Below are 23,029 nucleotides of genomic sequence, written 5' to 3'. Positions count from 1 at the left end.
ACGTCCGGGTCGATCTCGCGTCACAGACGCCGTCGCATCGCCTCTCGGACGCGTCGGACGAGCACCTCCGGGACGGCGAGATCCGCCCGCACCACCCGGAGCACGACCCAGCCGGCCTCGACGAGGGCGTCGTGCCTCCGCTTCTCGCGCCACAGCCGCTCGCCGGCGTCGCCGAACTCTCCGCCGGTGTACTTCACGGCGCCGTCGAACTCGATCGCGACCTTCAGCTCCGGCCAGGCGAGGTCGAGCCAGCGGCGCCCGAGGCGGGTGTCGACCGCGAATCCTGGCGTCGGCGCCGGAAGGTCGGCTTCGTGGACGATCCAGCGGACGGTCGACTCACCAGGCGACTCGGCGCGGGCGTCGGCCAGAGCGACGACCGATCGCGCGCGGCGTACGCCTCTCGCGCCGGCCGTCTCCTCGAGGATCGCCTGGATGACGCCGATGTCGGCGCCGGCCCGCAGCCCCGAGTCGGCCACCACCAGCGCCTGCGCTCCCGCGATGCTGCGCGCGCAGTCGACGACGGTGCGTTCCAGCGTCGTGACGGGCAGGCCGAGCACCTCCGTGCGGTCGCGCTGAGGAAGCGTGGTCCAGTGTCGGCGCAGGCGGCGCTCGCGGACCTGTGCCCCCTTCGGGGCGCGCAGCTGTGTCACGTGCACGACGTCGGCGAGCTGCCAGGTCCAGCAACCGTGCAGCAGCGCGGCGCTGGTATGGCTGAACCAGTAGGTCGTCGTGAGTCGCTCGGCAACCGCCGCCACCTGCCGCAGCACGTGTTCGCGGCGAGATTCCGCGGGACCACGATCTGCGGCTGCGGGCAGCGGCAGGTAGACCCCGCGGCGGACGCGTTCGAGCGAACCGCTGTCCGTCCTGCGAGCGAGCTCGGCGCGTCGCTCCTCGGTGAAGCGGACGGTGAGCGGGAGGACTGGGCCAGTTGCCGCGCACTCGTCACCGGGACGCCGGGCGGACGGGACACGTGGGTGGGCGGGCGTCGTCGGTGTCTCCACGGGACAGAGCCTGCTGCGTGCCCACCAGCCGGAGACACCCCACGAAGAGATCTGTGGACGGCCAGACGCGAGATCGACCCGAGTGCTCCGAGGTCGACCCTCTGACGGTCGACTTCGGGACGCTCGGGTCGATCTCGCGAGCGGAAGGTGACGTGAGCGCTACTCCTGCTGCCAGGAGTGCCACAGTCGGGCGTAGTCGCCCCCGGCCGCCACGAGCTCGTCGTGCGGGCCGATCTCGCTGATCCGTCCGCCGTCGACGACGGCGACGCGGTCGGCGTCGTGCGCGGTGTGCAGCCGGTGCGCGATCGCGACGACGGTCCGGCCCTCGAGCACCGCGTTGAGCGACCGCTCGAGGTGACGAGCGGCGCGCGGGTCGAGCAGCGACGTCGCCTCGTCGAGGACGAGCGTGTGCGGGTCCAGGAGCACGAGGCGCGCGAGCGCGACCTGCTGCGCCTGCGCCGGGGACAGCGCGTGCCCGCCCGAGCCGACCTCCGTGGCGAGACCGTCCGGCAGCGACTCGACCCACCCGCGGGCGTCGACCGCGTCGAGCGCGGCGACCAGCGCGTCGTCGGTCGCGTCCACGTCCGCGAGGCGAAGGTTCTCCGCGAGCGTGCCGACGAACACGTGGTGCTCCTGCGTGACGAGCGCGACGTGCCGGCGCAGGTCCTCCAGCGGGAGCTCGACGAGCGGCACGCCGCCCACGGTCACCGAGCCGCCGGTGGGCGGGTGGATGCCCGCGAGCATGCGCCCGAGCGTGGACTTGCCCGCGCCCGACGGCCCGACGACGGCGAGGCGCTCGCCGACCCGGAGGTCGAGGTCGATCCCGTGCAGCACGTCGTGGCCCTCGCGGTACGCGTACCGCACGCCCCGCCCGACCACGTGCTCGTCGGCCGGGACCGCGGTGCCGGCCTCGCGGTCCGGGGAGACGAGCCCGACGCCGATGACGCGTGCGAGCGACACCGCCGCGACCTGCAGCTCGTCGAGCCAGAACACGAGGTCGAACACCGGGCCGCCCATCTGGAACCCGAAGGCCGCGACGGTCGTCACCGTGCCGACCGTGGCGTGCCCCTGCGACACGAGCCAGCCGCCCCACAGCAGCACGACGATCGGCGCGAGCGCGACCGCGGCGTCGATCGACGGGATGAGGCGCATGCGCAGACGCAGCGTGTAGTCCTCGGCGGCGAACGCCTCGCGCAGGTCGGAGTCGATGCGGCGGCGCAGCCGGCCGCCGAGGTGCAGGGCGTCGACCGTGCGCGCCCCCTCGACCGTCTCGGTGATCGTGCCGTTGAGCGTCGCGTACGCCGCCGACTCGCGCAGGTAGCCCGGGGTGGCGCGGGCGAGGTACCAGCGGGTCGCGACGACGACGATCGGCACGCCGACCAGCAGGCCGAGCGCGACGAGCGGCGCGGCGAGGAAGGCAGCGACGAGGGTGAGGGTGATCGTCACGACGCACACCAGGACGCGCGGGATGCCGAACCGGATCGCGTGCTGGAGCTTGTTCACGTCGTTGGTCGTCCGCGCCACGAGGTCGCCGGTCCCCGCGCTCTCGACCGTCGAGAGCGGCAGGCGCGTGACGGTGTCCATGAACTCCTCGCGGAGGTCCGCGAAGACCTCCTCGCCGAAGATCATCGACACGCGCTGCGCGAACCGCACGACGACGGCCTGCACGAGCACCGCCGCGAGACCGACGAGCACGAGCTGGTCGACCTGCGCGACCGTCGTGCCGGCCACGACCTCGTCGACGATCCGGCCGAGCAGGAACGGTCCGGCGAGGCCCGCGACGGCGGCGAGCGTGTGCAGCACGGCGACGCGCGTGAGGGCGCCGCGGTGCCGGCGGAACAGCGCGGCCGTGGTGCGGCGGACCTGCGCGCCCTCGGCGATCGGCAGCTTCCGGTCGCTCATCGGGCACTCCCTGCGGTCTCGTGGTCGTCGGTGCGGCTCGTCGCCAGGTCGGTCGGGCCCGGCTCGTCGTCGGTCATGCTGCGGCCCACGACGGCGCGGTACGCGGCTCCCGCCGCGTCGTGCCGGGCGAGCAGCTCGGCGTGGGTGCCCTGCGCGACGACGCGACCGGCGTCGTCGAGCAGGTGCACCGCGTCGAGGTGGTCGAGCACGAGCGGGCTCGCGGTGACCACGAGCGTGGTGCGCCCACGCCGGGCCTCGGCGACGCGCTCGGCGATCCGCGCCTCGGTGTGCGCGTCGACCGCGCTCGTCGGCTCCACGAGGACGAGGATCTCCGGTTCGGTGATCAGCGCCCGGGCGAGCGCGACGCGCTGACGCTGCCCGCCGGACAACGACCGGCCCTTCTCCGGCAGGTCGCCGGCGAGGCCGCCGGGCACCGAGTCGAGGACGTCCTGGGCGTCGGCCGTGAGGACTGCCTGCAGCAGCACGGCCTCGACCGACCGCCCGCGCGCGTCGAGCTCCTCGCCGAGGACGCCGGAGAACAGGTGGCTCGTCGCCTCGGCGACGACGACCCGGTGCCGCAGGTGCTCGGTGTCGAGGTCGGCGAGCATGACCCCGCCGAGGCGCACGGGCGTGGTGGCCTCGGCGTCGTCGTCGAACCGGCCGAGGCGCGTCGCGACGCGCGCGGACGTGTCCGGGTCCGCCGAGACGAGACCCACGACCCGACCCGGCTCGAGCACGAGACCGCTCGCCTCGTCGGTGAGAGGGGCGCCCGGCGCAGGTGCCGGCACCGGCGTGGCGGAGGGGCGCGTCGCCGCCTCGATGCGCAGGACGTCCTGGATCTTGCCCGCGGAGATCAGCCCGCGGATCGTCATCTGCAGCATCTGCGTGGCCATCTGCACGGGCCAGGCGAGGAAGGCCGCGTAGGAGTAGTAGGTGACGAGCTGGCCGGGCGTGATCTCGCCAGCGACCGCGGCGCGCGCTCCCAGCCACACCACCGCGACGGCGAGCAGGCCCGGCAGCAGCACCTGGAGGCCGTCGAGGAACGACTGCACCACGGCCACCCGGACGCCCTCGCGCCGCACGACCTGCGACTGCGCGGCGTAGCGCCCGGCGAAGACCTCCTCGCCGCCGATGCCGCGCAGGATGCGCAGGCCCGAGACCGTGTCGGCCCCGAGCGACGTGAGACGGCCCGTCGCCTCGCGCTGCGCGGCCTGCCGGGACTGCAACGGCTTGACCAGGAGCGCGAGGATCGCCGCGACCACGGGGATGCCGAGCGCGATGACGAGCCCGATCGTGAGGTTCTGGGACAGCAGCACGATCGTCACCGCGACGTAGGCGAGCACGCCGCCGAGGAACCGGCCCGCCATGGCGAAGATCTCGCCGGTGCGCAGGGCGTCGTTGGCGACGGCGGCGACCACCTCGCCCGTCGGGAGCTTGCGCGTGATCGCGTGGCCCGAGCGGGACGCCTTGTACCCGACGACCTGCGAGAAGGCGAAGGCGGACCGGAGCCAGTTCTCGACGTCGTACCGATGGCTCAGCGCGCCCGCTCCCACCATGACGACCGCGACGGCGAGGAGCGCCCCGATGCCGAGGAAGAGGTCACGGCCGAACCCGCTCGTGAGGCCGTCGTCCACGACACGACCGAACAGGAGGGGCGTGGCGGCCTGGCCGAGCATGGTGAGCGCACCGACGAGCAGCGCCATCGCGAGGATGCCGCGCTGGCGCCACGCCTGCCACGCCAGCATGCGCGCGGGCGTGGTGAGCGGAGGGGTCCCGGGGTCGGGGAGGGGGAGGGGTCGCACGGTGTTCTACCCTAGGTTCGGCGTCCGACACGGAGCCACGGAATAAGTCGTCGCGCCACCACGCGGCGCGGAGCACGACGTGAGGACACTCCCGGCATGACCACCCAGGACCCCGCCACCAGCACCGCCGCGCCGAGCAGCGAGGCCGCGCGGACGGCCATCAGGAAGGCGCGCGGCGCCCTCGCGCGGTACCGGGTCCTCGCGATCGTCACCGGTGTGATGCTGCTGGTCCTGTGCGTCGAGATGCTCATGAAGTACGTCTTCGGCGTGAGCGACGACATCATGCGGTACCTCCTGTGGATCCCCTTCGCGCACGGCTGGATCTACGTCGTCTACCTCGTGACGGTCCTCGACCTGTGGACCAAGATGCGGTGGGGCTGGGGCCGCCTCGCGACGATGGTCTTCGCGGGCGTCGTCCCGGTCATGTCGTTCATCCTCGAGAAGAAGGTGCACGCGGAGGCCGAGGCGAAGCTCGCCGGCCTGGAGGAGCGGTACGCCGCGTGAGCACGTCGGCACCGCACGCGGCCCGGCCGGCCCCGCTCGTCGAGCCCGGTCGTGAGCTGACGACCGCCGAGCTCGAGCGCTACGCGCGCCACCTGTCGCTGCCGGGCGTCGGTCCCGAGGGACAGCGGCGGCTCGCCGCGGCCCGGGTCCTCGTCGTCGGGGCCGGCGGCCTCGGGAGCCCGGCCCTGCTCTACCTGGCCGCCGCGGGCGTCGGCACGATCGGGATCGTCGACGACGACGTCGTCGACACGTCCAACCTCCAGCGTCAGGTGATCCACGGCGGCCCGGACGTGGGACGCCGCAAGGTCGACTCCGCGCGCGAGACGATCGCTGACGTCAACCCGCACGTGCGCGTGGTCGAGCACACGGTGCGACTCGACGCCGGCAACGCGCTCGACGTGCTGCGCGGCTACGACGTCGTCCTCGACGGCGCCGACAACTTCCCGACGCGCTACCTCGTCTCGGACGCCGCCGAGGTGCTCGGCCTGCCCGTCGTGTGGGGCTCGATCTACCGCTTCCAGGGCCAGGTCAGCGTGTTCTGGGGGCGTCCCCGGTACGTCTCGCCCGTGCCCGACGACGACGCCCCCACGGGGGGTGGCCTCCCCATGGGCGCTGGCCCGGCCGGGGCGACCGGACCGGGCGACGCCGACGCCCGGGGCGCGACGTACCGCGACGTCTTCCCCGTCCCACCGCCGCCCGGCGCGGCACCCGACTGCGCGACGGGCGGGGTGCTCGGCGCGATGTGCGGCACGGTCGGCTCGGTCATGGCGACGGAGGCGATCAAGCTCGTCACCGGCGCGGGCACGACGCTGCTCGGCCGGCTCGCGGTGTACGACGCGCTCGACCTCACGTGGCGTCAGCTCACGGTGCGGCCGGACCCGACGCGCGCGCCGGTCACCGCGCTGCTCGCCGGCGACGACGCCTACGCCGCGTTCTGCGGCCTCGCCCCTGCCGTGCGAGCCGGGGGGTCGGGGGAGCACGCGGCGCCGGACCCGGCGGACGTGCCGGTCGAGGTGAGCGCGCACGAGGCGGCGACCCTCCTGGCGCCCGCGGAGGGGCGACGGCCGGCGTACCTGCTCGACGTGCGCGAGGACTGGGAGGCGCAGGTGCGCCCGGTCCCGGGCGCGAGGCTCGTCCCCAGCGGCACCTTCCTCGGCGGTCTGCCGGGGGCACCGGACGACGCCGCGCGCGCCGCTCTCGCGGACCTCCCGACGGACCGGCCCGTCGTCGTCGTGTGCGCGATGGGTGCGCGGTCTGCTCGCGTCGCCGACGTCGCGCGCGCCGTGGGCGTCGACGCGCGCTCCGTCGTCGGCGGCGTCCCGGCCCTGCTCCCCGAGCTCGCGACGACACCGCCCTCCGCGACGACACCGCCCCCCGCGAGGTAGAAGCCGCGGTCGCGAGACAGAGCTCCGCGTGCTCTATCTCGCGACCGCCCGTTCTATCTCGCGGGCGCAGGCGTCACAGGGCGAGGTCGAGCCGGCCCTGCGGGGACGAGCTCGCGAGCGCGCCCTCGCGGCGCGGGATGCGCCCGGCACCGGCGGCCAAGCGCCCCGACTCGACCGCGAGCCGCATCGCGTGCGCCATGCGCACGGGGTCGGCCGCGCGTGTGACCGCGGTCGCGAGCAGCACGCCGTCGCACCCGAGCTCCATCGCGAGCGCGGCGTCCGACGCCGTCCCGATCCCTGCGTCGAGGATCACCGGCACGCGCGCGGACGTCGCGATCGCCTCGATGTTGCGCGGGTTGAGGACGCCCAGCCCGGTGCCGATGGGCGCGCCGAGCGGCATGACCGCCGCGCAGCCGACGTCCTCGAGCCGCCGCGCGAGGATCGGGTCGTCGTTCGTGTACGGCAGCACGACGAACCCGTCGCGCACGAGCTGCTCCGCCGCCTCGACGAGGCCGATCGGGTCGGGCAGGAGCGTCACGTCGTCGGCGATCAACTCGAGCTTGACCCACTCGGTCCCGCACGCCTCGCGCGCGAGGTGCGCCGTGAGGACGGCCTCGCGGACCGAGAAGCAGCCCGCCGTGTTGGGCAGGGCCCTGATGCCGAGGCGGTCGAGCAGGCCCCAGATCCCGGCGTCGGTCGACCCCTCGCCGCCCGCGCGGACCGCGACGCGCCGCATCGCGACGGTCGTCAGCGCCGTGCCCGACGCGACGAGCGCGTCCTCCAGCGTGAGCAGGTTCGCCGCGCCGCCGGTGCCCATGACGAGGCGCGAGCCGATCGCCTCGCCGGCGACGACCAGGGGGTCGTCGTCCGGCGTGCGGAGCGGTGGCGTGCGGTCCGACGGCGGGGCGTCCGTCGACCGGGTCGGGGCGGCCGTGCGCGTGGTCTCGGTGGCAGGCATGCGCAGCTCCTTCAGCCGCCCTGGACGGCGGTGACGATCTCGACGCGGTCGCCAGGCGCGACCACGGTGCTGGACCACGCGCCGCGCGGCACGACGGCGTCGTTGATCGCGACGGCGACGCCCTGCGGCGACCCGTTGGTCACGTACGCCGGGACGAGTGCGGCGACGAGGTCCTCGACGCCTGTGGTCGCGTCGAGCGCGTACTGCTCGCCGTTGACGAGCGCGGTCGGTGCGGTGGTCTGGGGCACGGGGTCATCTCCGGGTCGAAGGGACGGTCATCTGCGGGTCGCGGCAGTCGGTGGTGCCGCCGGCGCCACCGACCGGGTGGTCGGTGAAGCGGTCGGGACGGGCCGCGGCGAGGGCCGTGGCGTCGTCGGCGGCGAGCGGCTCACCCGTGAGGCCCGCGACGACGGCCTCCGCCGTGAGCGGCGCGAGCAGGACGCCGTTGCGGCCGTGGCCCGCGGCGACGTGCAGCCCCGGGACGTGCGTGGCGCCGACGAGCGGCAGGTTGTCCGGCGTGGCGGGTCGTGCGCGGGGCGTGACGTCGACGAGCGCCGCCTCGTCGATCCCCGGCAGCAGCGCGCGAGCGTCCCGCAGCAGGGCGAAGACGCCGCCCGCGGTCGCGCGACGGTCGTCCGGGTTCTCCTCGGTCGTCGCTCCGACCACGACCTCGCGGTGCCCGGCGCACGGGCCGTCGCGGACCGGGTCCCGCGGGACGACGTACACCGGGCGTCCCTGCACGACGCCGCGCACGACGTGCTCGAGCGCGAGCTCCGGCCCTGCGTCGAGCCGCAGCGTCTGGCCCTTCACGGGGCGTGTCGGCACGCGGACCTCGGGGACGTCGGCGAGCAGCGCGCCGGTCTGCCAGCCCGCCGCGAGCACCACGGCACCGGCGCGGTGGAGGTGCCCCGCGTCGTCGTGCACGCCGACCGCGCGACCGGACGGGTCCCGCGCGACTCTCGTCGCGGACCGTGGCACGACGACGGCGCCCGCCCCGGTCCGCGACGCCGTCAGGAGCGCCGCGTGCGTCGCGCGCGGGTCGACGGCGTGGTCGTGCGGTGCCCACGCGGCGCCCGCCACGCGCGGCCCGAGGTGCGGCTCGCGACGTCGCGCGTCGGCGAGCGTGAGCGCGTGCGAGTCGAGGCCGTGCGCGGCGTGCAGGGCGAGCACGCGGCGCACGAGGGCGAGGTCGTCGGAGTCGTACGCGACGGTGAGCGTCCCGGCCGTGCGCAGCCCGACGTCCGCGCCGGTCGCGTGCTCGAGGTCGGCGGCGAACCCGGGCCAGGCGCGCGCTGCCGCCAGGTGGAGCGCGAGGGCCTCGTCCTCGCCGAAGTCGGCCTCCGTGACGGGCGCGAGCATCCCCGCCGCGGCGTGCGTCGCGCCGTCGCCGGGCGAGGGGTCGAGCACCGTGACGGTCAGACCGGCGCGCGCCGCGCGCCACGCCACGGCGAGCCCCACGATCCCGCCGCCCACCACGACGACGTCGCGCGCGCCGTCGGGCACGGGGGCGTCCACGGGCAGGGCCGGGCGCGCGGAGGTGGGTGCGGACGTCGCCGTGGCCGCGGACCGGACCGCGTTCGGGACGGCAGGGGGGTGCATGTGCGCTCCCTTCGCTGGCATGACCCAGATCAGGTTCGACGGTCGGCTCCTACGCCCTCTCAGCCCCGTGCGGGGCTCCCGTGCTCTCGGCCACAGTACCGGCCGCGGCGACGCACCCGCCCCTACACTCCGACGGATGAGCACCGAGACCTCCGTCACGTGGGGCACCGACGCCCGTGCCCGCCTCGCCGCCGCAAGGCTGTACCTGTGCACCGACGCCCGCGAGGAGCGCGGCGACCTCGAGGACCTCCTGCAGGCGGCGCTCGCGGGCGGGGTCGACGTCGTCCAGCTCCGCGACAAGACGCTCGACGTCGCGCGCGAGCTCGAGCTCCAGGAGCTCGTGGCGCGGGTGGCGGGGGAGCACGGCGCGCTGTGGGCGGTCAACGACCGGGCCGACGTCGCCGGGCTGACGGGTGCGCCCGTCGTGCACATGGGCCAGCGCGACCTGCCGGTCGGGGCAGTCCGTTCCCTGCTCGGCCCCGCCCCGGTGATCGGCCGCTCGACCCACTCGACCGAGCAGGCCGCCGCCGCGGAGGCCGACCCCGACGTCGACTACTTCTGCGTCGGCCCGCTGTGGGCTACGCCGACGAAGCCCGGGCGGGCCGCCGTCGGGCTGGACCTGCTGCGCGACGTCGCCGCGTCCGCCCCGACGACGCCGTGGTTCGCGATCGGCGGGATCGACGCCGGGCGTCTCGACGCGGTGCTCGACGCCGGTGCGACGCGGATCGTGGTCGTCCGGGCGATCACGGAGGCTGCGGACCCCGAGACCGCGGCGCGGGCGCTGCGCGAGCGTCTCGAGGAGCGCGCGGGCGTCTGACGCGGTGCCGGACGGGCGCCGCGCGGCGACTATCCTGGACCGGTGACGTCTCCCGCCACCACCCCTGACACCCCCACCACGGCGCAGGTCGCCTCGACCCCGCGCCCCGTGCTCGTCGTCGACTTCGGCGCCCAGTACGCGCAGCTCATCGCGCGCCGCGTGCGCGAGGCCAAGGTGTACTCCGAGATCGTGCCGCACACCTTCACGGTCGAGCAGATGCTCGCGAAGGACCCGGCCGCGATCATCCTGTCCGGGGGGCCCTCGTCGGTCTACGCGGCAGGCGCGCCGTTCGTGGACCCGGCGCTGTTCGAGGCCGGCGTCCCGGTCATGGGCATCTGCTACGGCTTCCAGGCGATGGCCGCGGCGCTCGGCGGCGACGTCGCGCAGACCGGGCAGCGCGAGTACGGCGGCACCGAGGTCGAGGTCTGCTCGGCCGGCGTGCTGCTCGCCGAGACGCCCGAGAACCAGACCACGTGGATGAGCCACGGTGACGCCGTGCACCGCGCGCCCGAGGGCTTCGAGGTCCTCGCGACGTCGTCGGGCTCACCCGTCGCCGCGTTCGAGGACCGCGAGCGGCGCCTGTTCGGCGTCCAGTGGCACCCCGAGGTCAAGCACTCCGCGCACGGCCAGACCGTGCTCGAGCACTTCCTGTACGACGGCGCGGGTCTCGCCCCCGAGTGGACGCCCGGCAACGTCATCGCGGACCAGGTGGCGGCGATCCGCGCGCAGGTCGGCGAGGCGCGCGTGATCTGCGGCCTGTCCGGCGGCGTCGACTCGTCCGTCGCGGCGGCGCTCGTGCAGAGGGCCGTCGGTGACCAGCTCACGTGCGTGTTCGTCGACCACGGCCTGCTGCGCGCGGGCGAGGCCGAGCAGGTCGAGCGCGACTTCGTCGCGTCGACGGGCGTCAACCTCGTCGTCGTCGACGCCAAGCAGCGCTTCCTCACCGCGCTCGCGGGCCACAGCGACCCCGAGACCAAGCGCAAGATCATCGGCCGCGAGTTCATCCGGGTGTTCGAGGACGCTGCGCGCGACGTCGTCGCCGACGCCGGCGCGCACGGCGAAGAGGTCAAGTTCCTCGTCCAGGGCACGCTCTACCCCGACGTCGTCGAGTCCGGCGGCGGCGAGGGCGCGGCGAACATCAAGAGCCACCACAACGTCGGCGGCCTGCCCGACGACCTGCAGTTCTCGCTCGTCGAGCCGCTGCGCACGCTGTTCAAGGACGAGGTCCGCGCCGTGGGGCTCGAGCTCGGCGTGCCCGAGGAGATCGTCTGGCGCCAGCCGTTCCCCGGTCCCGGGCTCGGCATCCGCATCGTCGGCGAGGTCACGGCCGAGCGTCTCGAGACCTTGCGCGCCGCCGACAAGATCGCGCGCGAGGAGCTCACGAGGGCCGGCCTCGACCGCGAGATCTGGCAGTGCCCCGTCGTGCTGCTCGCGGACGTGCGGTCGGTCGGCGTCCAGGGCGACGGCCGCACCTACGGCCACCCGATCGTCCTGCGCCCCGTGTCGTCCGAGGACGCCATGACGGCGGACTGGACGCGTCTGCCCTACGACGTGCTGTCGGTGATCTCCACGCGCATCACGAACGAGGTGAACGAGGTCAACCGGGTCGTGCTCGACGTCACGAGCAAGCCGCCGGGCACCATCGAGTGGGAGTGATCCCGGCGGCGTCCAGCCGTTCGGCCTACGCCCGTGCCGCGATCCTCGCGGCGCGGGCGTAGGCGTTCTCGACGTCGGCGAGGACGCGGGGCCAGCCCGCTGACGACGGCACGTCGCGGTTGTGGGCGACGACCCGGTCGAGCAGGCCGTCCTCGGTGACGAGGCGGACGAGCGCGTCGGCGAGGCCCGTGTCGTCGTGGGCCAGGAGGGCGTCCACGCCGTCGGTGAGACGCTCGGCCACGCCCGACTGCGAGCGCGTCACGACGACGAGCCCCGCCGCCTGACCCTCGAGGGCCGCGATGCCGAACGCCTCCTCGACCGCGGGGGCGGCGAACACGTCGGCGCGCGCGTAGAGCCGCTTGAGCTCGGTCGCGGTGAGCCGGCCCGGGAGCGAGACGACGTCGTGCAGGTCGCGCTGCGCGACGAACCGCCGGGCGGCGTCCAGCTCCGGGCCGTCGCCCGCGACCGTGGCGTGGAGCGCGCCGTCGGGAACCCGGGACGCGGCGTCGCGCACGACCTGGAGCAGCGGGAGGACGCGCTTGCGCGGCGCGAAGCGTGTCGCCGCGACGACGTGGACGGCGGCCCCTTCCATGCGCTCGCCCCGCTCGGTCCGGGGGACGCGCCACGCGTCGAGGTCGAGACCGTTGTGCAGGACGGCGACCTCGCCGTGGTCGCCGACGATGCGGCGCAGCGGCGCCGCCGTCAGCTCGCTCACGGCGGACCACAGGACGGGCCAGCGCGACCACCGCACGACGCGGTCGAGCGCGGCGAACGCTCGCTCGGCGCCGCCCCAGACGGAGTGGACGGTCAGCACGGCGGGCAGCCCCGCCCGGACGACCGCGCGCAGCGACGCCTGGGTGGACGGGGTCAGCACGCCCATGTGGAGATGCACGACGTCGGGTCGGGCCTCGCGCAGCAGGCGCGCGACGTGGTGGGGGGCCCGGGGATGGACCGGGTAGCCACCCGGGACCCGCGCCGCGAGTCGGTGCACCGTGACGCCCTCGTCGACCTCGGTGGTGATGCCGTGCGAGCCCGGCCGCTCGGGCGTCGTGCAGACCACCGCGACGTCGTGCCCCGCCGCGGCCTGCTGCTGCGCGAGCCGCGCCACCTGGGTCTCGATGCCGCCGAGGAGCGGCAGGTAGCAGTCGGTGACGTGGGTGATGCGCACCCGGGAATCCTCCCACCCGGCGTGCCGCGCCGACGACACGCGGACCGACCTGCGGCGACACACGCCGCCTGCGCGAGCGCCACGCCCTTCCGGTCGCTACGGTGGTCTCGAATGGGTGGTTCGACCGTCCCGCGGCGGCCACGCCTCGCGGGCGGGGGCGCGCCGGACGGGCCAGGTGGGTCCTGACGAAGGAGAAGCGCCACATGTCCAGCACGGTCACCGTCACACCGGCACGAGGGGTCCGGGGCATCGGGCTCGTCTCGATCATCGCCGGCATCGTCCTCATCCTTGCGGGCATCGGCACCTGGATCGTCGTGTCGAACCAGCTGTCGGCCGAGGAGATCACCGTCTCCGACGACGCGTCGTTCATGGCGGGGCGGCACGTGAACGGACCGCTCACCGCGTACGCGCAGGCGGAGGTCATCAACAAGCACGCCCTGGAGGCGAGCGGCGGGCAGACGTACGCCGAGCTCGACCAGGACGACCCGACGCGCCAGACGGTCATGACGGCGTCGTTCCTCCGGGCCTCGCTCTTCACGTCCGTCGTGGCGTTCGGCGTCGCCGCTCTCGTCGTCGGCCTCGGCATCCTGTTCCTGCTGCTGGGCCTCGCCCTGCGCAAGCTCGCCGGCGGCCCGAGCGTCGCCGTCGAGACCCCGGCGGCGTACACCTCGGGAGGCGACCTGTCCGGCGTCGGGCGGCACGTCGACCCGGCGTCCACCCCGGCGGCTCCCGTCGCGCCGACCGCACCGCCGGTCACGCCGACGACGCCCGTGGCTCCTGGCCGCACCTCGGCCCTCTCGACACCCGCCGCCGAGGCAAGGGCGGCAGCGGCGAGCACCGCCGAGCCGACCGGCGCACCCGGGACAGGCACGCCGTCGGCCCCGGGGGCGAGCCCGGAGGCGGCGCCCCAGGACCCCACACCGCCGTCGGCCACGCACCCGACGACCACGGACCCGGCGCAGCCCCGGCCCCGGTCCCAGACCCCGCCGGACGAGCGCCCGGGGACACCCGCGAGCTGACCCGGCGCGCCGGGTGCGCGCGGACCCGCCGCGCGCCCGGCCGAGACGTCCGTCCGGACGCCGGAGACCCGCTCCCGCTGAGTCGCGCCGGGGGGAGCATGCGGACCGGCCGTCGCTCGGACGAGCCGAGGGGTCGTGACGATGGTCGTCACGACCCCTCGGCCTTCGAGCACCCGGTGTCAGCTCTGCCCGCGCCGCCGGACGCTCGTCACGACGGACCCGACCACGAGGGTCACGCCCGCGACCACGAGCACCACGATCGCCGCGAGGCCCAGGTCGACGTCGGCGCCCAGCGCGGCGGCGAGGACCGCCGCACCGAGGGCGAAGAGCACGAAGCCCCACACGATCGTCGCGACCCGCGGGCCACGCGAGGGCTCGCGGCCTGCGGCCGTGCCCGGTTCCACGGCCGGCGGGGCAGTGCTCCCGGGCACGGGCGTCTCGTTCCCGGCCCGCGCCGTGGTCGTCCACGGCTCGTCGGCGGGCGATGTCCCGGCCGCCGCTCCCGCACCTACCGCTGAGGTCGCCGCCGTGGACGTCGCCGCCGTGGACGTCGCCCCCGTGGACGTCGCCGCCGTGGGCGGCAGCGCCAGGGTGTCGTCCGCGAGCGCGGGGGGCAGCACCTGCGTGTCGTCCGTCGACGTGGGGAGCGGCGCCGTCGCGTCGCCGTCGAACAGCTCGTCGTGGAGCGGGCGCGTCCCGCCCGATACGTCCTTCTCGTCGCTCATCAGTTCTCCTCGATCGTGACCTGGCCGGCGCCGACGACGACGTCGAGGACCAGCAGCGGGTCCTCGCCTGCCTCGACCTCGGCGTTCTCGAACGTGACCGGCCGTGTGCTCACGCCGCCGATCTCGCGGTCCTCGCCGTCGACACGCCACCGCGCGCTGCCCGCGAGGACCTGGACGTCCGCGCGGACGGGGACGTCGTCCGGCACGATCACCGTCACGTCACCGGCGCCCAGCTCGACCGGCACCTCGACCGGTGACGTGCCCGACGCGTCGGACAGGTCGAGCTGGGACAGGTCGATCGTCGGGTCGCCCCACCGCACGGCGAAGCCCGCCTCGGCGACGTCCTGCTGCGTCACGGTGTAGGTCCCGTCGGACACGGTCCGCGCGTCGCCGTCGCCGAGGACCAGCCGGGTCGAGTCGTCCTGCCAGACCGCCGTCGGCACGCCGACGACGAGACCGAGCACGGCCAGCCAACCGAGTGCGCCGCTGGTGCGACCCCGCAGACCGCTCACGACGATCGCGAGACCTGCGAGCACGACCGATCCGCCGATCCACGTGAGGAACACGGGCCACGCCAGGTCACCCTGGCGCTCGACCACGAGCAGGAGCGCGCCGAGCAGGAGGCTCAGGCCGACGACGATCCCCACCGCCGCGGAGCCGGGACCTCGCGGTCGGCGCGGCTTCGGAGGGCGGGGCGTCGGCGGCACGGGCGGGACAGGGGGGCGGGCGGACGTGCCCGCGGCCCAGGCCGGCGCCGCCGAGGTGCTCGCTGCGGGGGCAGCGGCGTACGGGCTCGCGTGCGCCGTCCGGGTGGCGTCGGAGGCCGCGTCCGCCGTCCGTACGTCCCCACCGGAGGTCGCCAGGTGGGGAGGCACCGGGGCCGGGGAGCCCCAGGGGGCGTCGGTCGGGCCGTGCCCGGGAGCGGCGGCACCGGGGACGGGTCCCGGCGTCGTCGGACCCTCGGGGCCGTTCCCGCCGGACCAGCCGGGACCGCCCTGCGGTCCGGACCAGCCGGTGCCAGCACCGCCTCGCGTGCCGTCACGCCGCAGGACGGAGACCGCCACCACCGCCACCACGACGATCGCCGCGACCCAGAACAGGCCCGTGAGCCAGCCGAGGTGCAGGTAGTCCCACCAGGACCACCAGCCGCCGCCCCACGAGAGGCCGACGACGACCGACGCGATCGCACCGAGCATCGCGACGTCGAAGTTCCCGCGGACGGCCTCCTGCAGGTGGATCCGCCCGTCCCGTCGCTCGGGCAGGAGCGCCCACGCCGCGCCGTACAGGACGAGGCCGGCGCCGGAGAGGAAGAACGTGACGAAGAGGATGCCGCGCACCAGCAGCGGGTCGATGCCGAAGCGCTCCGCGACGCCTGCCGCCACGCCGCCGACCCAGCGGTCGTCCGACCGGGCGATGCCGATGCGGCGCACGCCGTCGAAGAACCCGTCGGCGCCCGTGCCGGGCGCTCTGCTCGGCGCAGGGGGCGCTGTCGGCGGCACCTCGGTGCCGGGTCCGGCCGTCGGTGCCGGTCCACCGGTCGTCGCCGGGCCGCCGTCGGGACCGGGCCCGGCCGACGGGCTGGAGCTGCCGCCGGGCGGCTCAGGAGGGAGGGGCGTTGTGCTCATGCCTCCATGCTGGCCGTCCGGACGGTACCGGGGGTATCGGGAGGCACCCTGAGCCGACCCTGAAACAGCGCCCGTCCGCACCCTGGTTCGGCCCCCGGACGACGCCCAGGGGGTCCGCGACGTGTGACGATCGGGGGGTGACACCTCGAACCGGCGCTCCCGCCGCCGCCCGCACCGGGTACGCGGTGCTGCCCCTGCGCCGCCCCGAGCGCGGCCGCTGGGTAGGTGGCGTGTGCGCCGGGATCGCCGCGCACCTCGGCGTCCCCGTCGGGCCGGTGCGCCTCGTGATGGGCCTGCTCGGGCTCGCGGGAGGCGCCGGCCTCGCGCTGTACGTCTTCTGGTGGCTCACCATCCCGGCCGGCGACCCCCGCACGGCGCGCGACGAGCAGCGACCGGCGTCGCTCTCGCGCCTCGCGCCGCGCCTGCAGGGCCGGGTCTCGCGGATGCCGGTCCGGGACGTCGCGATCGGCGTCGTGCTGCTCGGGGGCGCGGCGCTCCTCGTCGCGCTGCGCGCAGGCATCGACATCGAGGTGTCGTGGGTCATCCCGGTGCTCATCGCGCTCGCGGGCGCGGCGCTCGCGTGGAGCCAGCTCGACGCCGCGGAGCGCGGACGGCTCGTGAGCCGTGCGGGCGGGCGCACGCCGGCCGGTGTCGTGCGCATCGCGGGCGGGGTGGTCCTCGTGCTGGTGGGCATCGTGCTGCTCGTCGGGCAGGACGCCCGGCCGTCGTCGATCGTGCGGGCCGCGGTCGCGTCCGTCGCGGTGCTCGGCGGCGTGGCGATCGTGCTCGCCCCGTGGTGGTTGCGGCTCGTGCGCGAGCTCGGCGACGAGCGTGCCGCCCGCGCCCGCGAGGCGGAGCGCGCCGACATCGCGGCACACCTGCACGACTCCGTGCTCCAGACGCTCGCGCTGATCCGTGCCCGGGCGTCCGACGCCGACACCGTCGCCCGCCTCGCGCGCGCCCAGGAGCGTGAGCTGCGCGAGTGGCTCTACGACGACCGGCCGTCGCCGGGGACGTCCCTCGCGGCCGAGCTGCGCGGGCTCGTCGCCGAGGTCGAGGACGAGCGCGTGGGGCGCCGCGCCGAGGCGCTCGGCGGCTCCGCCGAGGGGACCGACGCCGGGCCGGTCGTGGTGGACCTCGTCGTCGTCGGCGACTGCGTCCCCACGCAAGAGACCGCCGCGCTGCTCCAGGCGACGCGAGAGGCGCTCGTCAACGCCGTCGCGCACGGGGCACCGCCCTACTCCGTGTACCTCGAGGTGAGCGCGTCGGCCGCCGAGGTGTTCGTGCGCGACCGTGGCAACGGGTTCCGCATGGCCGACGTCGCGCCCGACCGGTTCGGGGTGCGCGAGTCGATCCTCGGCCGGGTCCAGCGCCGCGGCGGCACGGCGGAGATCATCAGTCGTCCCGACTGGGGGACGGAAGTACGGTTGCGGGTGCCGCGCGGGGCTGCCCCGGAGCCCGCCGGCGCACCTGCGCAGGAGAGCCTCGAGGAGACGACGTGACGACGATCCCCAGCCCGGCCGCCTCGGGCGACGGGACCCGCCCGGTGCCTGTCGTCCTGGTCGACGACCACCACATGTTCCGCGCCGGCGTCCGCGCGAGCCTCGACCCCGCGCTCGTCGAGGTCGTCGGGGAGGCGGACTCCGTGGACTCGGCCGTCGAGCGCGTGCACGCGCTGCGACCGCCCGTCGTGCTGCTCGACGTGCACCTGCCCGGCGGGAACGGCGGCGGTGGTGCCGAGGTGATCCAGCGGTGCGCCGACGTGCTGACCGACGTGCGCTTCCTCGCGCTGTCGGTGTCCGACGCCGCGGAGGACGTCGTCGCGGTGATCCGCGCCGGCGCGCGGGGCTACGTGACGAAGGCGATCTCCGGCCCGGACCTCTCGGCGGCCGTCGCCCAGGTCGCGGGCGGCGACGCGGTGTTCTCGCCGCGCCTCGCCGGGTTCGTGCTCGACGCGTTCGGCACGGGGGCGGGCGACGTCGCCGTGCGCGACGACGAGCTCGACCGGCTCTCGGCGCGCGAGCAGGAGGTCATGCGGCTCATCGCGCGCGGCTACACGTACCGGGAGGTCGCGTCGGAGCTGTTCATCTCCATCAAGACCGTCGAGACCCACGTCTCGGCGGTGCTCCGCAAGCTCCAGCTCTCGTCGCGCCACGAGCTGACGCGCTGGGCGGCCCAGCGCCGCCTCCTCTGACGGCGCGCCGCCGTTGAGTGCTGGATATTTGTCGAGCGAGCGCTGTTCCGACGACAAATAGCCAGCACTCAACGGGGGGCGGGGGGTCCGGTCCAGGCGGGGGAGAAGCGGACGACGTCGCCCACGACCGTGACGGCGGGCGGGCGGACGCCGGCCTCGCGCGCGCGGTCGGCGATCGTCGCGAGCGTGCCGACGGTGGTGCGCTGGCGCGGGCCGTAGCCGTCCTCGACGACGGCCACAGGGGTCTCGGGCGAGCGGCCCTGCGCGACGAGCGCGTCCGCGGTCTCCGCGAGACGGGACACGCCCATGAGCAGCACGACCGTGTGGTCGGTCGCGGCCGGGACCTTGCCCACGTCCTCGTGGCCCGTGAGCACGGTGAACCCGCGCGACACGCCGCGGTGCGTCACCGGGATCCCGGCGGCCGCGGGGACGGACACCGCGCTCGTCACGCCCGGCACGACCTCGACGGGGATGCCGTGCTCGCGGCACGCGTCGAGCTCCTCGCCGCCACGGCCGAACACGTAGGGGTCGCCGCCCTTGAGCCGCACGACGCGACGCCCGACGAGTGCGTGGTGCACGAGGATCGCGTTGATCTCCGACTGCGGCACCGGGTGGTGGCCCGGGGTCTTGCCGACGTCGACCACGACCACGTCGTCGGCCAGCTCGTCGAGCAGGCCGCGCGGACCGAGCCGGTCCGCGACGACGACGTCCGCCTCCGCGAGCAGACGCCGGCCGCGCACCGAGATGAGCCCGAGGTCGCCCGGACCGCCCCCGACGAGCGCGACGGAGCCGACCGGGCGCACGAGCGGCGTCGTGACCGGGCCCGCGTTCGCGAGGAGCGCGTCGGCCGTGTCGGCGCTCGCAGCACCGACCGGTGCAGGGACGCTCCCGCGCACGCCCCGCAGCGGCAGCTCGCCGGTGTCGAGGAGCGCCGCGACGGCGTCTCGGACGCGCTGCGCCCGACGCGGGTCGCGCCCGGCGTTCACCGCGACGCTCACCTCGGCGTCGGAGCCCTCGGGACCGAGCGGGCCGGGGACGCGCGTGCGCGCGACGGCCGGGACCCACGCCGTCCCTGCCTCGGCGTCGCCCGCGGTGACGCAGAAGACCCGGTCGGCCTCGGCGTCGGCGGCGACGAGCGCGTCGACCTCGCGGTCGCCCGTCGCGGTGTGGACGAGCCACGCGCCGTCGAGGTCGCCGGTGAGGTAGTCGCGGCGCACCCACCGCACGTGCTGCTCCTCGACGAGGGCGCCCAGGTCCTCGCACACGAACGGCGCCACGACCTGGACGCTCGCCCCGGCCTCGACCAGGCCCCGCGCCCGGCGCGCGGCGACCGGACCGCCCCCGACCACCACGGTCAGCCGACCCGCGACGCGCAGGCCGAGCGGGTACGTCTCGTGGTGCGACGCAGCAGCGTCGTCACGGTCGTCGGCGCCGGTGGCGCGGGTCCTGGTCATCGTGTCCTCAGATCGTGTACGCGCCGGGGCGCTCGGCCGGCCGGCGGGCCGCCGCGAGCGCGTCGCCGACCATGCCGGCGGCGAGGGTGCCGCCGTCCTGGGCGTCGACCAGGAGGAACGCGCCAGTGCGACGAGCGACGACGTACTCCTCGGCGGCGATCGGGGACGCGAGGCGCAGCGTCACGCGGCCGATGTCGTTGAGCTCGAGCCGCTCGGCGGGCTCCAGCTCGGCGGAGTCGAGGTCGAGGCGCCCGACGACGTCGCGCACCACGGCCTGCACCGTGCGGGTCGTGTGCTTGAGGAGCACGCGCGACCCGGGGAGGAGCGGGCGGTCGGCGAGCCACGCGACCGTGCCCTCGACGTCCTGGCTGACCTCGGGCGCCTCGGCCGCGGCGGCGATCAGGTCGCCGCGGGCGACGTCGACGTCGTCCGTCAGGCGGATCGTCACGGACTGCGGTGCGAACGCCTCCGTCAGCTCCTCGCCGCTCGCGAGCGAGTCGGCCGTGTCGATGCCCGCGACGGTCGTGCGGCGGCCCGACGGCAGCACGACGACCTCGTCCCCGACGCGCACGACCCCGGACGCGACCTGGCCCGCGTACCCGCGGTAGTCGCGGTACCGGTCGGCGTCCTGCGCCGCGGCGAGCCCCGTCTGCGGGCGGATGACCACCTGCACGGGGAACCGGAAGGACTCCGCGTCCGGGTCGTCGCCGGTGGGGAGGGACTCGAGCAGCTCGAGCAGGCTCGGGCCGTCGTACCAGGGGGTGTTCGGGCTGCCGTGGTCCACGACGTTGTCGCCGACGAGCGCGGACACCGGCAGGGTGTGCACGTCGGCGACGCCGAGCGCAGCCGCCGCCGCGCGGATGCCGGCGGCCAGCTCGTCGTAGCGCTCGCGCGAGTAGTCGACGAGGTCGATCTTGTTCACCGCGACCACGACGTGCGGCACGCGCAGCAGGCTCGTCACCGCGAGGTGGCGGCGCGTCTGCTCGAGCAGGCCCTTGCGCGCGTCGATGAGCAGCACGACGACGTCGGCCGTCGACGCGCCCGTGACCGTGTTGCGCGTGTACTGCACGTGCCCGGGGCAGTCCGCGAGGATGAACGAGCGCCGGGCCGTGGCGAAGTACCGGTACGCGACGTCGATCGTGATGCCCTGCTCGCGCTCGGCGCGCAGGCCGTCGGTGAGCAGCGCGAGGTCGGCCGTCTCGAGGCCGCGGTCGCGCGACACGCGCTCGACGGCGTCGAGCTGGTCCGCGAGGACGGACTTGGAGTCGTAGAGCAGGCGGCCGACGAGCGTCGACTTGCCGTCGTCGACCGAGCCCGCGGTCGCGAGGCGCAGCAGCGTCCCGCGGCGGTCGTCGTCGAGCGCACGGTCAGCCGAAGTGGCCGCCGCGGCGTCGTCTGTCCATGTGGTGTGGGCGCCCATCAGAAGTACCCCTCCTTCTTGCGGTCTTCCATGGCGGCCTCGGAGAGGCGGTCGTCGGCGCGGGTCGCGCCGCGCTCGGTGATGCGCGTGGCCGCGACCTCGGCGATGACGTCCTCGACGCCCGTCGCGTCCGAGCGCACGGCCCCGGTGCACGACATGTCGCCGACGGTCCGGTACCGCACGGTCTCGGTGCGGAGCGACGCGGTCTCGGCGTCCGTCCGGGGGAGCGAGTACGGCCCGACGGCGAGCAGCATGCCGTCGCGGTCGAACACCTCGCGCTCGTGCGCGTAGTAGAGCTCCGGCAGCTGGATGTTCTCGCGCGCGATGTAGCGCCACACGTCGAGCTCGGTCCAGTTCGACAGGGGGAACACGCGCACGTGCTCGCCCGGCCGGTGGCGGCCGTTGTAGAGGTTCCACAGCTCGGGACGCTGGTTGCGCGGGTCCCACTGGCCGAACTCGTCGCGCAGCGAGAAGACACGCTCCTTCGCGCGCGCCTTCTCCTCGTCGCGCCGCCCGCCCCCGAACACCGCGTCGAACTTGTGGCCCGTGATCGCGTCGAGCAGCGGCTGCGTCTGCAGCGGGTTGCGCGTGCCGTCGGCGCGCTCGCGCAGGCGGCCGTCGTCGAGGTAGTCCTGCACGCTCGCGACCTCCAGCCGCAGGCGCAGGCGCTCGGCCGTCGCGTCGCGGTACTCGAGGACCTCGGGGAAGTTGTGGCCCGTGTCGACGTGCAGCACGGGGAACGGCACCGGGCCGGGCGCGAACGCCTTGACCGCGAGGTGCAGCATCACCACGGAGTCCTTGCCGCCGCTGAACAGCAGCACGGGGCGCTCGAACTCGGCCACCACCTCGCGGATGATGTGGATGCCCTCGCTCTCCAGCGCGTCGAGCTGGGTGAGCCGCCGACCCACGGGGAGCGCGGCGTCGGGCGCGACCTCCGTGTGCGCAGCGTCTGTCGTCGGGCCGGTCGTCAGGTCGATGGTCGTCATGCCCGTCCTCATACGTGGAGTCCGCACTCTGTCTTGTCGAGCCCCGCCCAGCGGCCGGCCCTCGGGTCCTCGCCCGGCGCGACGCGCCGGGTGCACGGCAGGCAGCCGATCGAGGGGTATCCGTCGTTCAGCAGGGGGTTGAGGATCACCTGGTGCTTCGCGGCGTAGGCGAGCAGGTCGTCGAACGACCAGGCCGCGAGCGGGTTGATCTTCACGAGCCCGTTCTTCTCGTCGAACGTGACGAGGGGTGTGCTCGTCCGGGTCGGCGCCTCGTCGCGGCGGACCCCGGTCACCCAGACCTCGTACCCCGCGAGCGTGCGGTGCAGCGGCTCGACCTTGCGCATCTGGCAGCACAGGGCCGGGTCGCGCCCGAACAGGTCCTTGCCGTGCGCGGCGTCCTGCTCGGCCACCGTGAGCTCGGGCTTCACGTCGACGATCGTCACGTCCATCTGCTGCTCGACGGCGTCGCGCGTGCCCACCGTCTCGGCGAAGTGGTAGCCCGTGTCGAGGAACAGCACGTCGACCCACGGGACCTGCTGCGCCACGACGTGCGGCAGCACGGCGTCGGCCATCGAGCACGCGACGGCGACCGACGTGCCGAACTCGCGCGCTGCCCAGGCGATGACCTGCTCGGCCGTCGCCTCGTCGTCGGCGCCGATGCCCGAGCCCGCGAGCTCGGCCACGCCGCGCCGCGCGATCTCGCGCAGCTCGTCGAGCGAGCGCTTCTCGCGCCCGTGCTCGACCCGCTCCGCGTGGTGCGCCGCCTTCGACGCCTCGCGCTGCTCCGCCTTCGCCCGGGCGGCCGCGCGCAGCG

The 23,029-nt window shown here is 75.3% G+C and carries 20 protein-coding genes and 1 riboswitch; of the genes, 7 read left to right on the top strand and 13 right to left on the bottom strand.

What is annotated here, in order from left to right; genetic code table 11:
- Window positions 1-20: 20 nt before the first annotated feature.
- The 3 genes from ACZCLJ_RS07640 to ACZCLJ_RS07630 all read right to left on the bottom strand — a co-directional run bounded on the left by ACZCLJ_RS07640 (window position 21) and on the right by ACZCLJ_RS07630 (window position 4,705).
- Complete coding sequence (locus ACZCLJ_RS07640; protein ID WP_463106022.1) at window positions 21-1,001, bottom strand: hypothetical protein; 981 nt, start codon at window positions 999-1,001, stop codon at window positions 21-23.
- 159 nt (window positions 1,002-1,160) lie between these two features.
- Window positions 1,161-2,903, bottom strand: a complete 1,743-nt coding sequence (locus ACZCLJ_RS07635) for an ABC transporter ATP-binding protein (RefSeq protein ID WP_463106021.1) — start codon at window positions 2,901-2,903, stop codon at window positions 1,161-1,163.
- Entirely contained in the window at window positions 2,900-4,705 is a 1,806-nt protein-coding gene (locus tag ACZCLJ_RS07630; protein WP_463106020.1) for an ABC transporter ATP-binding protein, read from the bottom strand. The genes ACZCLJ_RS07635 and ACZCLJ_RS07630 overlap by 4 nt, the downstream gene beginning before the upstream one ends.
- Window positions 4,706-4,801: 96 nt before the next feature.
- On the opposite strand from ACZCLJ_RS07630, the gene ACZCLJ_RS07625 reads away from it, so the two are divergent.
- Together ACZCLJ_RS07625 and ACZCLJ_RS07620 are read left to right on the top strand one after the other, a co-directional pair.
- Window positions 4,802-5,209, top strand: a complete 408-nt coding sequence (locus tag ACZCLJ_RS07625; protein ID WP_463106019.1) for a DUF3817 domain-containing protein — start codon at window positions 4,802-4,804, stop codon at window positions 5,207-5,209.
- Window positions 5,206-6,594: a ThiF family adenylyltransferase gene (locus ACZCLJ_RS07620; RefSeq protein WP_463106018.1), complete on the top strand. Its 1,389-nt coding sequence runs from the start codon at window positions 5,206-5,208 to the stop codon at window positions 6,592-6,594. The genes ACZCLJ_RS07625 and ACZCLJ_RS07620 overlap by 4 nt, the downstream gene beginning before the upstream one ends.
- A gap of 73 nt (window positions 6,595-6,667) precedes the next feature.
- Here ACZCLJ_RS07620 and ACZCLJ_RS07615 read toward each other — a convergent pair whose 3' ends face one another.
- The 3 genes from ACZCLJ_RS07615 to thiO all read right to left on the bottom strand — a co-directional run bounded on the left by ACZCLJ_RS07615 (window position 6,668) and on the right by thiO (window position 9,151).
- Window positions 6,668-7,552 (bottom strand): thiazole synthase, encoded by an 885-nt coding sequence (locus tag ACZCLJ_RS07615; protein ID WP_463106017.1) that lies wholly within the window; start codon window positions 7,550-7,552, stop codon window positions 6,668-6,670.
- 11 nt (window positions 7,553-7,563) lie between these two features.
- Complete coding sequence (gene thiS / locus ACZCLJ_RS07610; RefSeq protein WP_463106016.1) at window positions 7,564-7,800, bottom strand: sulfur carrier protein ThiS; 237 nt, start codon at window positions 7,798-7,800, stop codon at window positions 7,564-7,566.
- Between the two features lie 4 nt (window positions 7,801-7,804).
- On the bottom strand, window positions 7,805-9,151 hold the full coding sequence (gene thiO / locus ACZCLJ_RS07605) for a glycine oxidase ThiO (protein ID WP_463106015.1): 1,347 nt from the start codon (window positions 9,149-9,151) through the stop codon (window positions 7,805-7,807).
- Window positions 9,141-9,243, bottom strand: a riboswitch (TPP riboswitch). Its footprint overlaps the gene before it by 11 nt.
- 44 nt (window positions 9,244-9,287) lie before the next feature.
- On the opposite strand from thiO, the gene thiE reads away from it, so the two are divergent.
- Together thiE and guaA are read left to right on the top strand one after the other, a co-directional pair.
- A complete protein-coding gene (thiE, locus tag ACZCLJ_RS07600; RefSeq protein WP_463106014.1) occupies window positions 9,288-9,968 on the top strand; it encodes a thiamine phosphate synthase in 681 nt (226 codons plus the stop codon).
- 42 nt (window positions 9,969-10,010) lie between these two features.
- Window positions 10,011-11,624: a glutamine-hydrolyzing GMP synthase gene (gene guaA, locus ACZCLJ_RS07595; RefSeq protein ID WP_463106013.1), complete on the top strand. Its 1,614-nt coding sequence runs from the start codon at window positions 10,011-10,013 to the stop codon at window positions 11,622-11,624.
- 25 nt (window positions 11,625-11,649) lie between these two features.
- Here guaA and ACZCLJ_RS07590 read toward each other — a convergent pair whose 3' ends face one another.
- Window positions 11,650-12,792 (bottom strand): glycosyltransferase family 4 protein, encoded by a 1,143-nt coding sequence (locus ACZCLJ_RS07590; protein ID WP_463106012.1) that lies wholly within the window; start codon window positions 12,790-12,792, stop codon window positions 11,650-11,652.
- A gap of 203 nt (window positions 12,793-12,995) precedes the next feature.
- On the opposite strand from ACZCLJ_RS07590, the gene ACZCLJ_RS07585 reads away from it, so the two are divergent.
- Window positions 12,996-13,811: a hypothetical protein gene (locus ACZCLJ_RS07585; protein WP_463106011.1), complete on the top strand. Its 816-nt coding sequence runs from the start codon at window positions 12,996-12,998 to the stop codon at window positions 13,809-13,811.
- A gap of 179 nt (window positions 13,812-13,990) precedes the next feature.
- Here ACZCLJ_RS07585 and ACZCLJ_RS07580 read toward each other — a convergent pair whose 3' ends face one another.
- Together ACZCLJ_RS07580 and ACZCLJ_RS07575 are read right to left on the bottom strand one after the other, a co-directional pair.
- Window positions 13,991-14,536: a hypothetical protein gene (locus ACZCLJ_RS07580; RefSeq protein ID WP_463106010.1), complete on the bottom strand. Its 546-nt coding sequence runs from the start codon at window positions 14,534-14,536 to the stop codon at window positions 13,991-13,993.
- A complete protein-coding gene (locus ACZCLJ_RS07575) occupies window positions 14,536-16,161 on the bottom strand; it encodes a PspC domain-containing protein (RefSeq protein ID WP_463106009.1) in 1,626 nt (541 codons plus the stop codon). The genes ACZCLJ_RS07580 and ACZCLJ_RS07575 overlap by 1 nt, the downstream gene beginning before the upstream one ends.
- A gap of 137 nt (window positions 16,162-16,298) precedes the next feature.
- On the opposite strand from ACZCLJ_RS07575, the gene ACZCLJ_RS07570 reads away from it, so the two are divergent.
- Together ACZCLJ_RS07570 and ACZCLJ_RS07565 are read left to right on the top strand one after the other, a co-directional pair.
- Complete coding sequence (locus ACZCLJ_RS07570) at window positions 16,299-17,663, top strand: PspC domain-containing protein (protein ID WP_463106008.1); 1,365 nt, start codon at window positions 16,299-16,301, stop codon at window positions 17,661-17,663.
- 74 nt (window positions 17,664-17,737) lie between these two features.
- Window positions 17,738-18,355, top strand: a complete 618-nt coding sequence (locus ACZCLJ_RS07565) for a LuxR C-terminal-related transcriptional regulator (protein ID WP_463106375.1) — start codon at window positions 17,738-17,740, stop codon at window positions 18,353-18,355.
- A gap of 68 nt (window positions 18,356-18,423) precedes the next feature.
- Here ACZCLJ_RS07565 and cobA read toward each other — a convergent pair whose 3' ends face one another.
- The 4 genes from cobA to ACZCLJ_RS07545 are packed head-to-tail and all read right to left on the bottom strand — an operon-like array spanning window position 18,424 to window position 22,922.
- Window positions 18,424-19,809, bottom strand: coding sequence for a uroporphyrinogen-III C-methyltransferase (cobA, locus tag ACZCLJ_RS07560; protein ID WP_463106007.1), 1,386 nt, complete (start codon window positions 19,807-19,809; stop codon window positions 18,424-18,426).
- Between the two features lie 7 nt (window positions 19,810-19,816).
- Complete coding sequence (locus ACZCLJ_RS07555) at window positions 19,817-21,229, bottom strand: sulfate adenylyltransferase subunit 1 (protein ID WP_463106006.1); 1,413 nt, start codon at window positions 21,227-21,229, stop codon at window positions 19,817-19,819.
- On the bottom strand, window positions 21,229-22,215 hold the full coding sequence (gene cysD / locus ACZCLJ_RS07550; protein ID WP_251153088.1) for a sulfate adenylyltransferase subunit CysD: 987 nt from the start codon (window positions 22,213-22,215) through the stop codon (window positions 21,229-21,231). Before cysD ends, ACZCLJ_RS07555 begins: the two co-directional genes overlap by 1 nt.
- Before the next feature lie 8 nt (window positions 22,216-22,223).
- Window positions 22,224-22,922, bottom strand: coding sequence for a phosphoadenylyl-sulfate reductase (locus ACZCLJ_RS07545; protein ID WP_463106374.1), 699 nt, complete (start codon window positions 22,920-22,922; stop codon window positions 22,224-22,226).
- Window positions 22,923-23,029: the final 107 nt, after the last annotated feature.

The sequence above is a fragment of the Cellulosimicrobium sp. So1_17 genome (assembly GCF_055181235.1).
The sequence above is the reverse complement of the archived record's forward strand: the minus strand, read 5'-3'. Positions and strand labels throughout refer to the sequence as shown.

Coding starts and splice junctions, on each gene's coding strand:
- ACZCLJ_RS07555 (WP_463106006.1), bottom strand. CDS start 21,229: ATGGGCGCCCACACCACATGGACAGACGACGCCGCGGCGGCCACTTCG.
- ACZCLJ_RS07565 (WP_463106375.1), top strand. CDS start 17,738: ATGTTCCGCGCCGGCGTCCGCGCGAGCCTCGACCCCGCGCTCGTCGAG.
- ACZCLJ_RS07585 (WP_463106011.1), top strand. CDS start 12,996: ATGTCCAGCACGGTCACCGTCACACCGGCACGAGGGGTCCGGGGCATC.
- ACZCLJ_RS07575 (WP_463106009.1), bottom strand. CDS start 16,161: ATGAGCACAACGCCCCTCCCTCCTGAGCCGCCCGGCGGCAGCTCCAGC.
- thiE (WP_463106014.1), top strand. CDS start 9,288: ATGAGCACCGAGACCTCCGTCACGTGGGGCACCGACGCCCGTGCCCGC.
- thiO (WP_463106015.1), bottom strand. CDS start 9,151: ATGCACCCCCCTGCCGTCCCGAACGCGGTCCGGTCCGCGGCCACGGCG.
- cysD (WP_251153088.1), bottom strand. CDS start 22,215: ATGACGACCATCGACCTGACGACCGGCCCGACGACAGACGCTGCGCAC.
- ACZCLJ_RS07580 (WP_463106010.1), bottom strand. CDS start 14,536: ATGAGCGACGAGAAGGACGTATCGGGCGGGACGCGCCCGCTCCACGAC.
- cobA (WP_463106007.1), bottom strand. CDS start 19,809: ATGACCAGGACCCGCGCCACCGGCGCCGACGACCGTGACGACGCTGCT.
- ACZCLJ_RS07625 (WP_463106019.1), top strand. CDS start 4,802: ATGACCACCCAGGACCCCGCCACCAGCACCGCCGCGCCGAGCAGCGAG.
- ACZCLJ_RS07615 (WP_463106017.1), bottom strand. CDS start 7,552: ATGCCTGCCACCGAGACCACGCGCACGGCCGCCCCGACCCGGTCGACG.
- ACZCLJ_RS07635 (WP_463106021.1), bottom strand. CDS start 2,903: ATGAGCGACCGGAAGCTGCCGATCGCCGAGGGCGCGCAGGTCCGCCGC.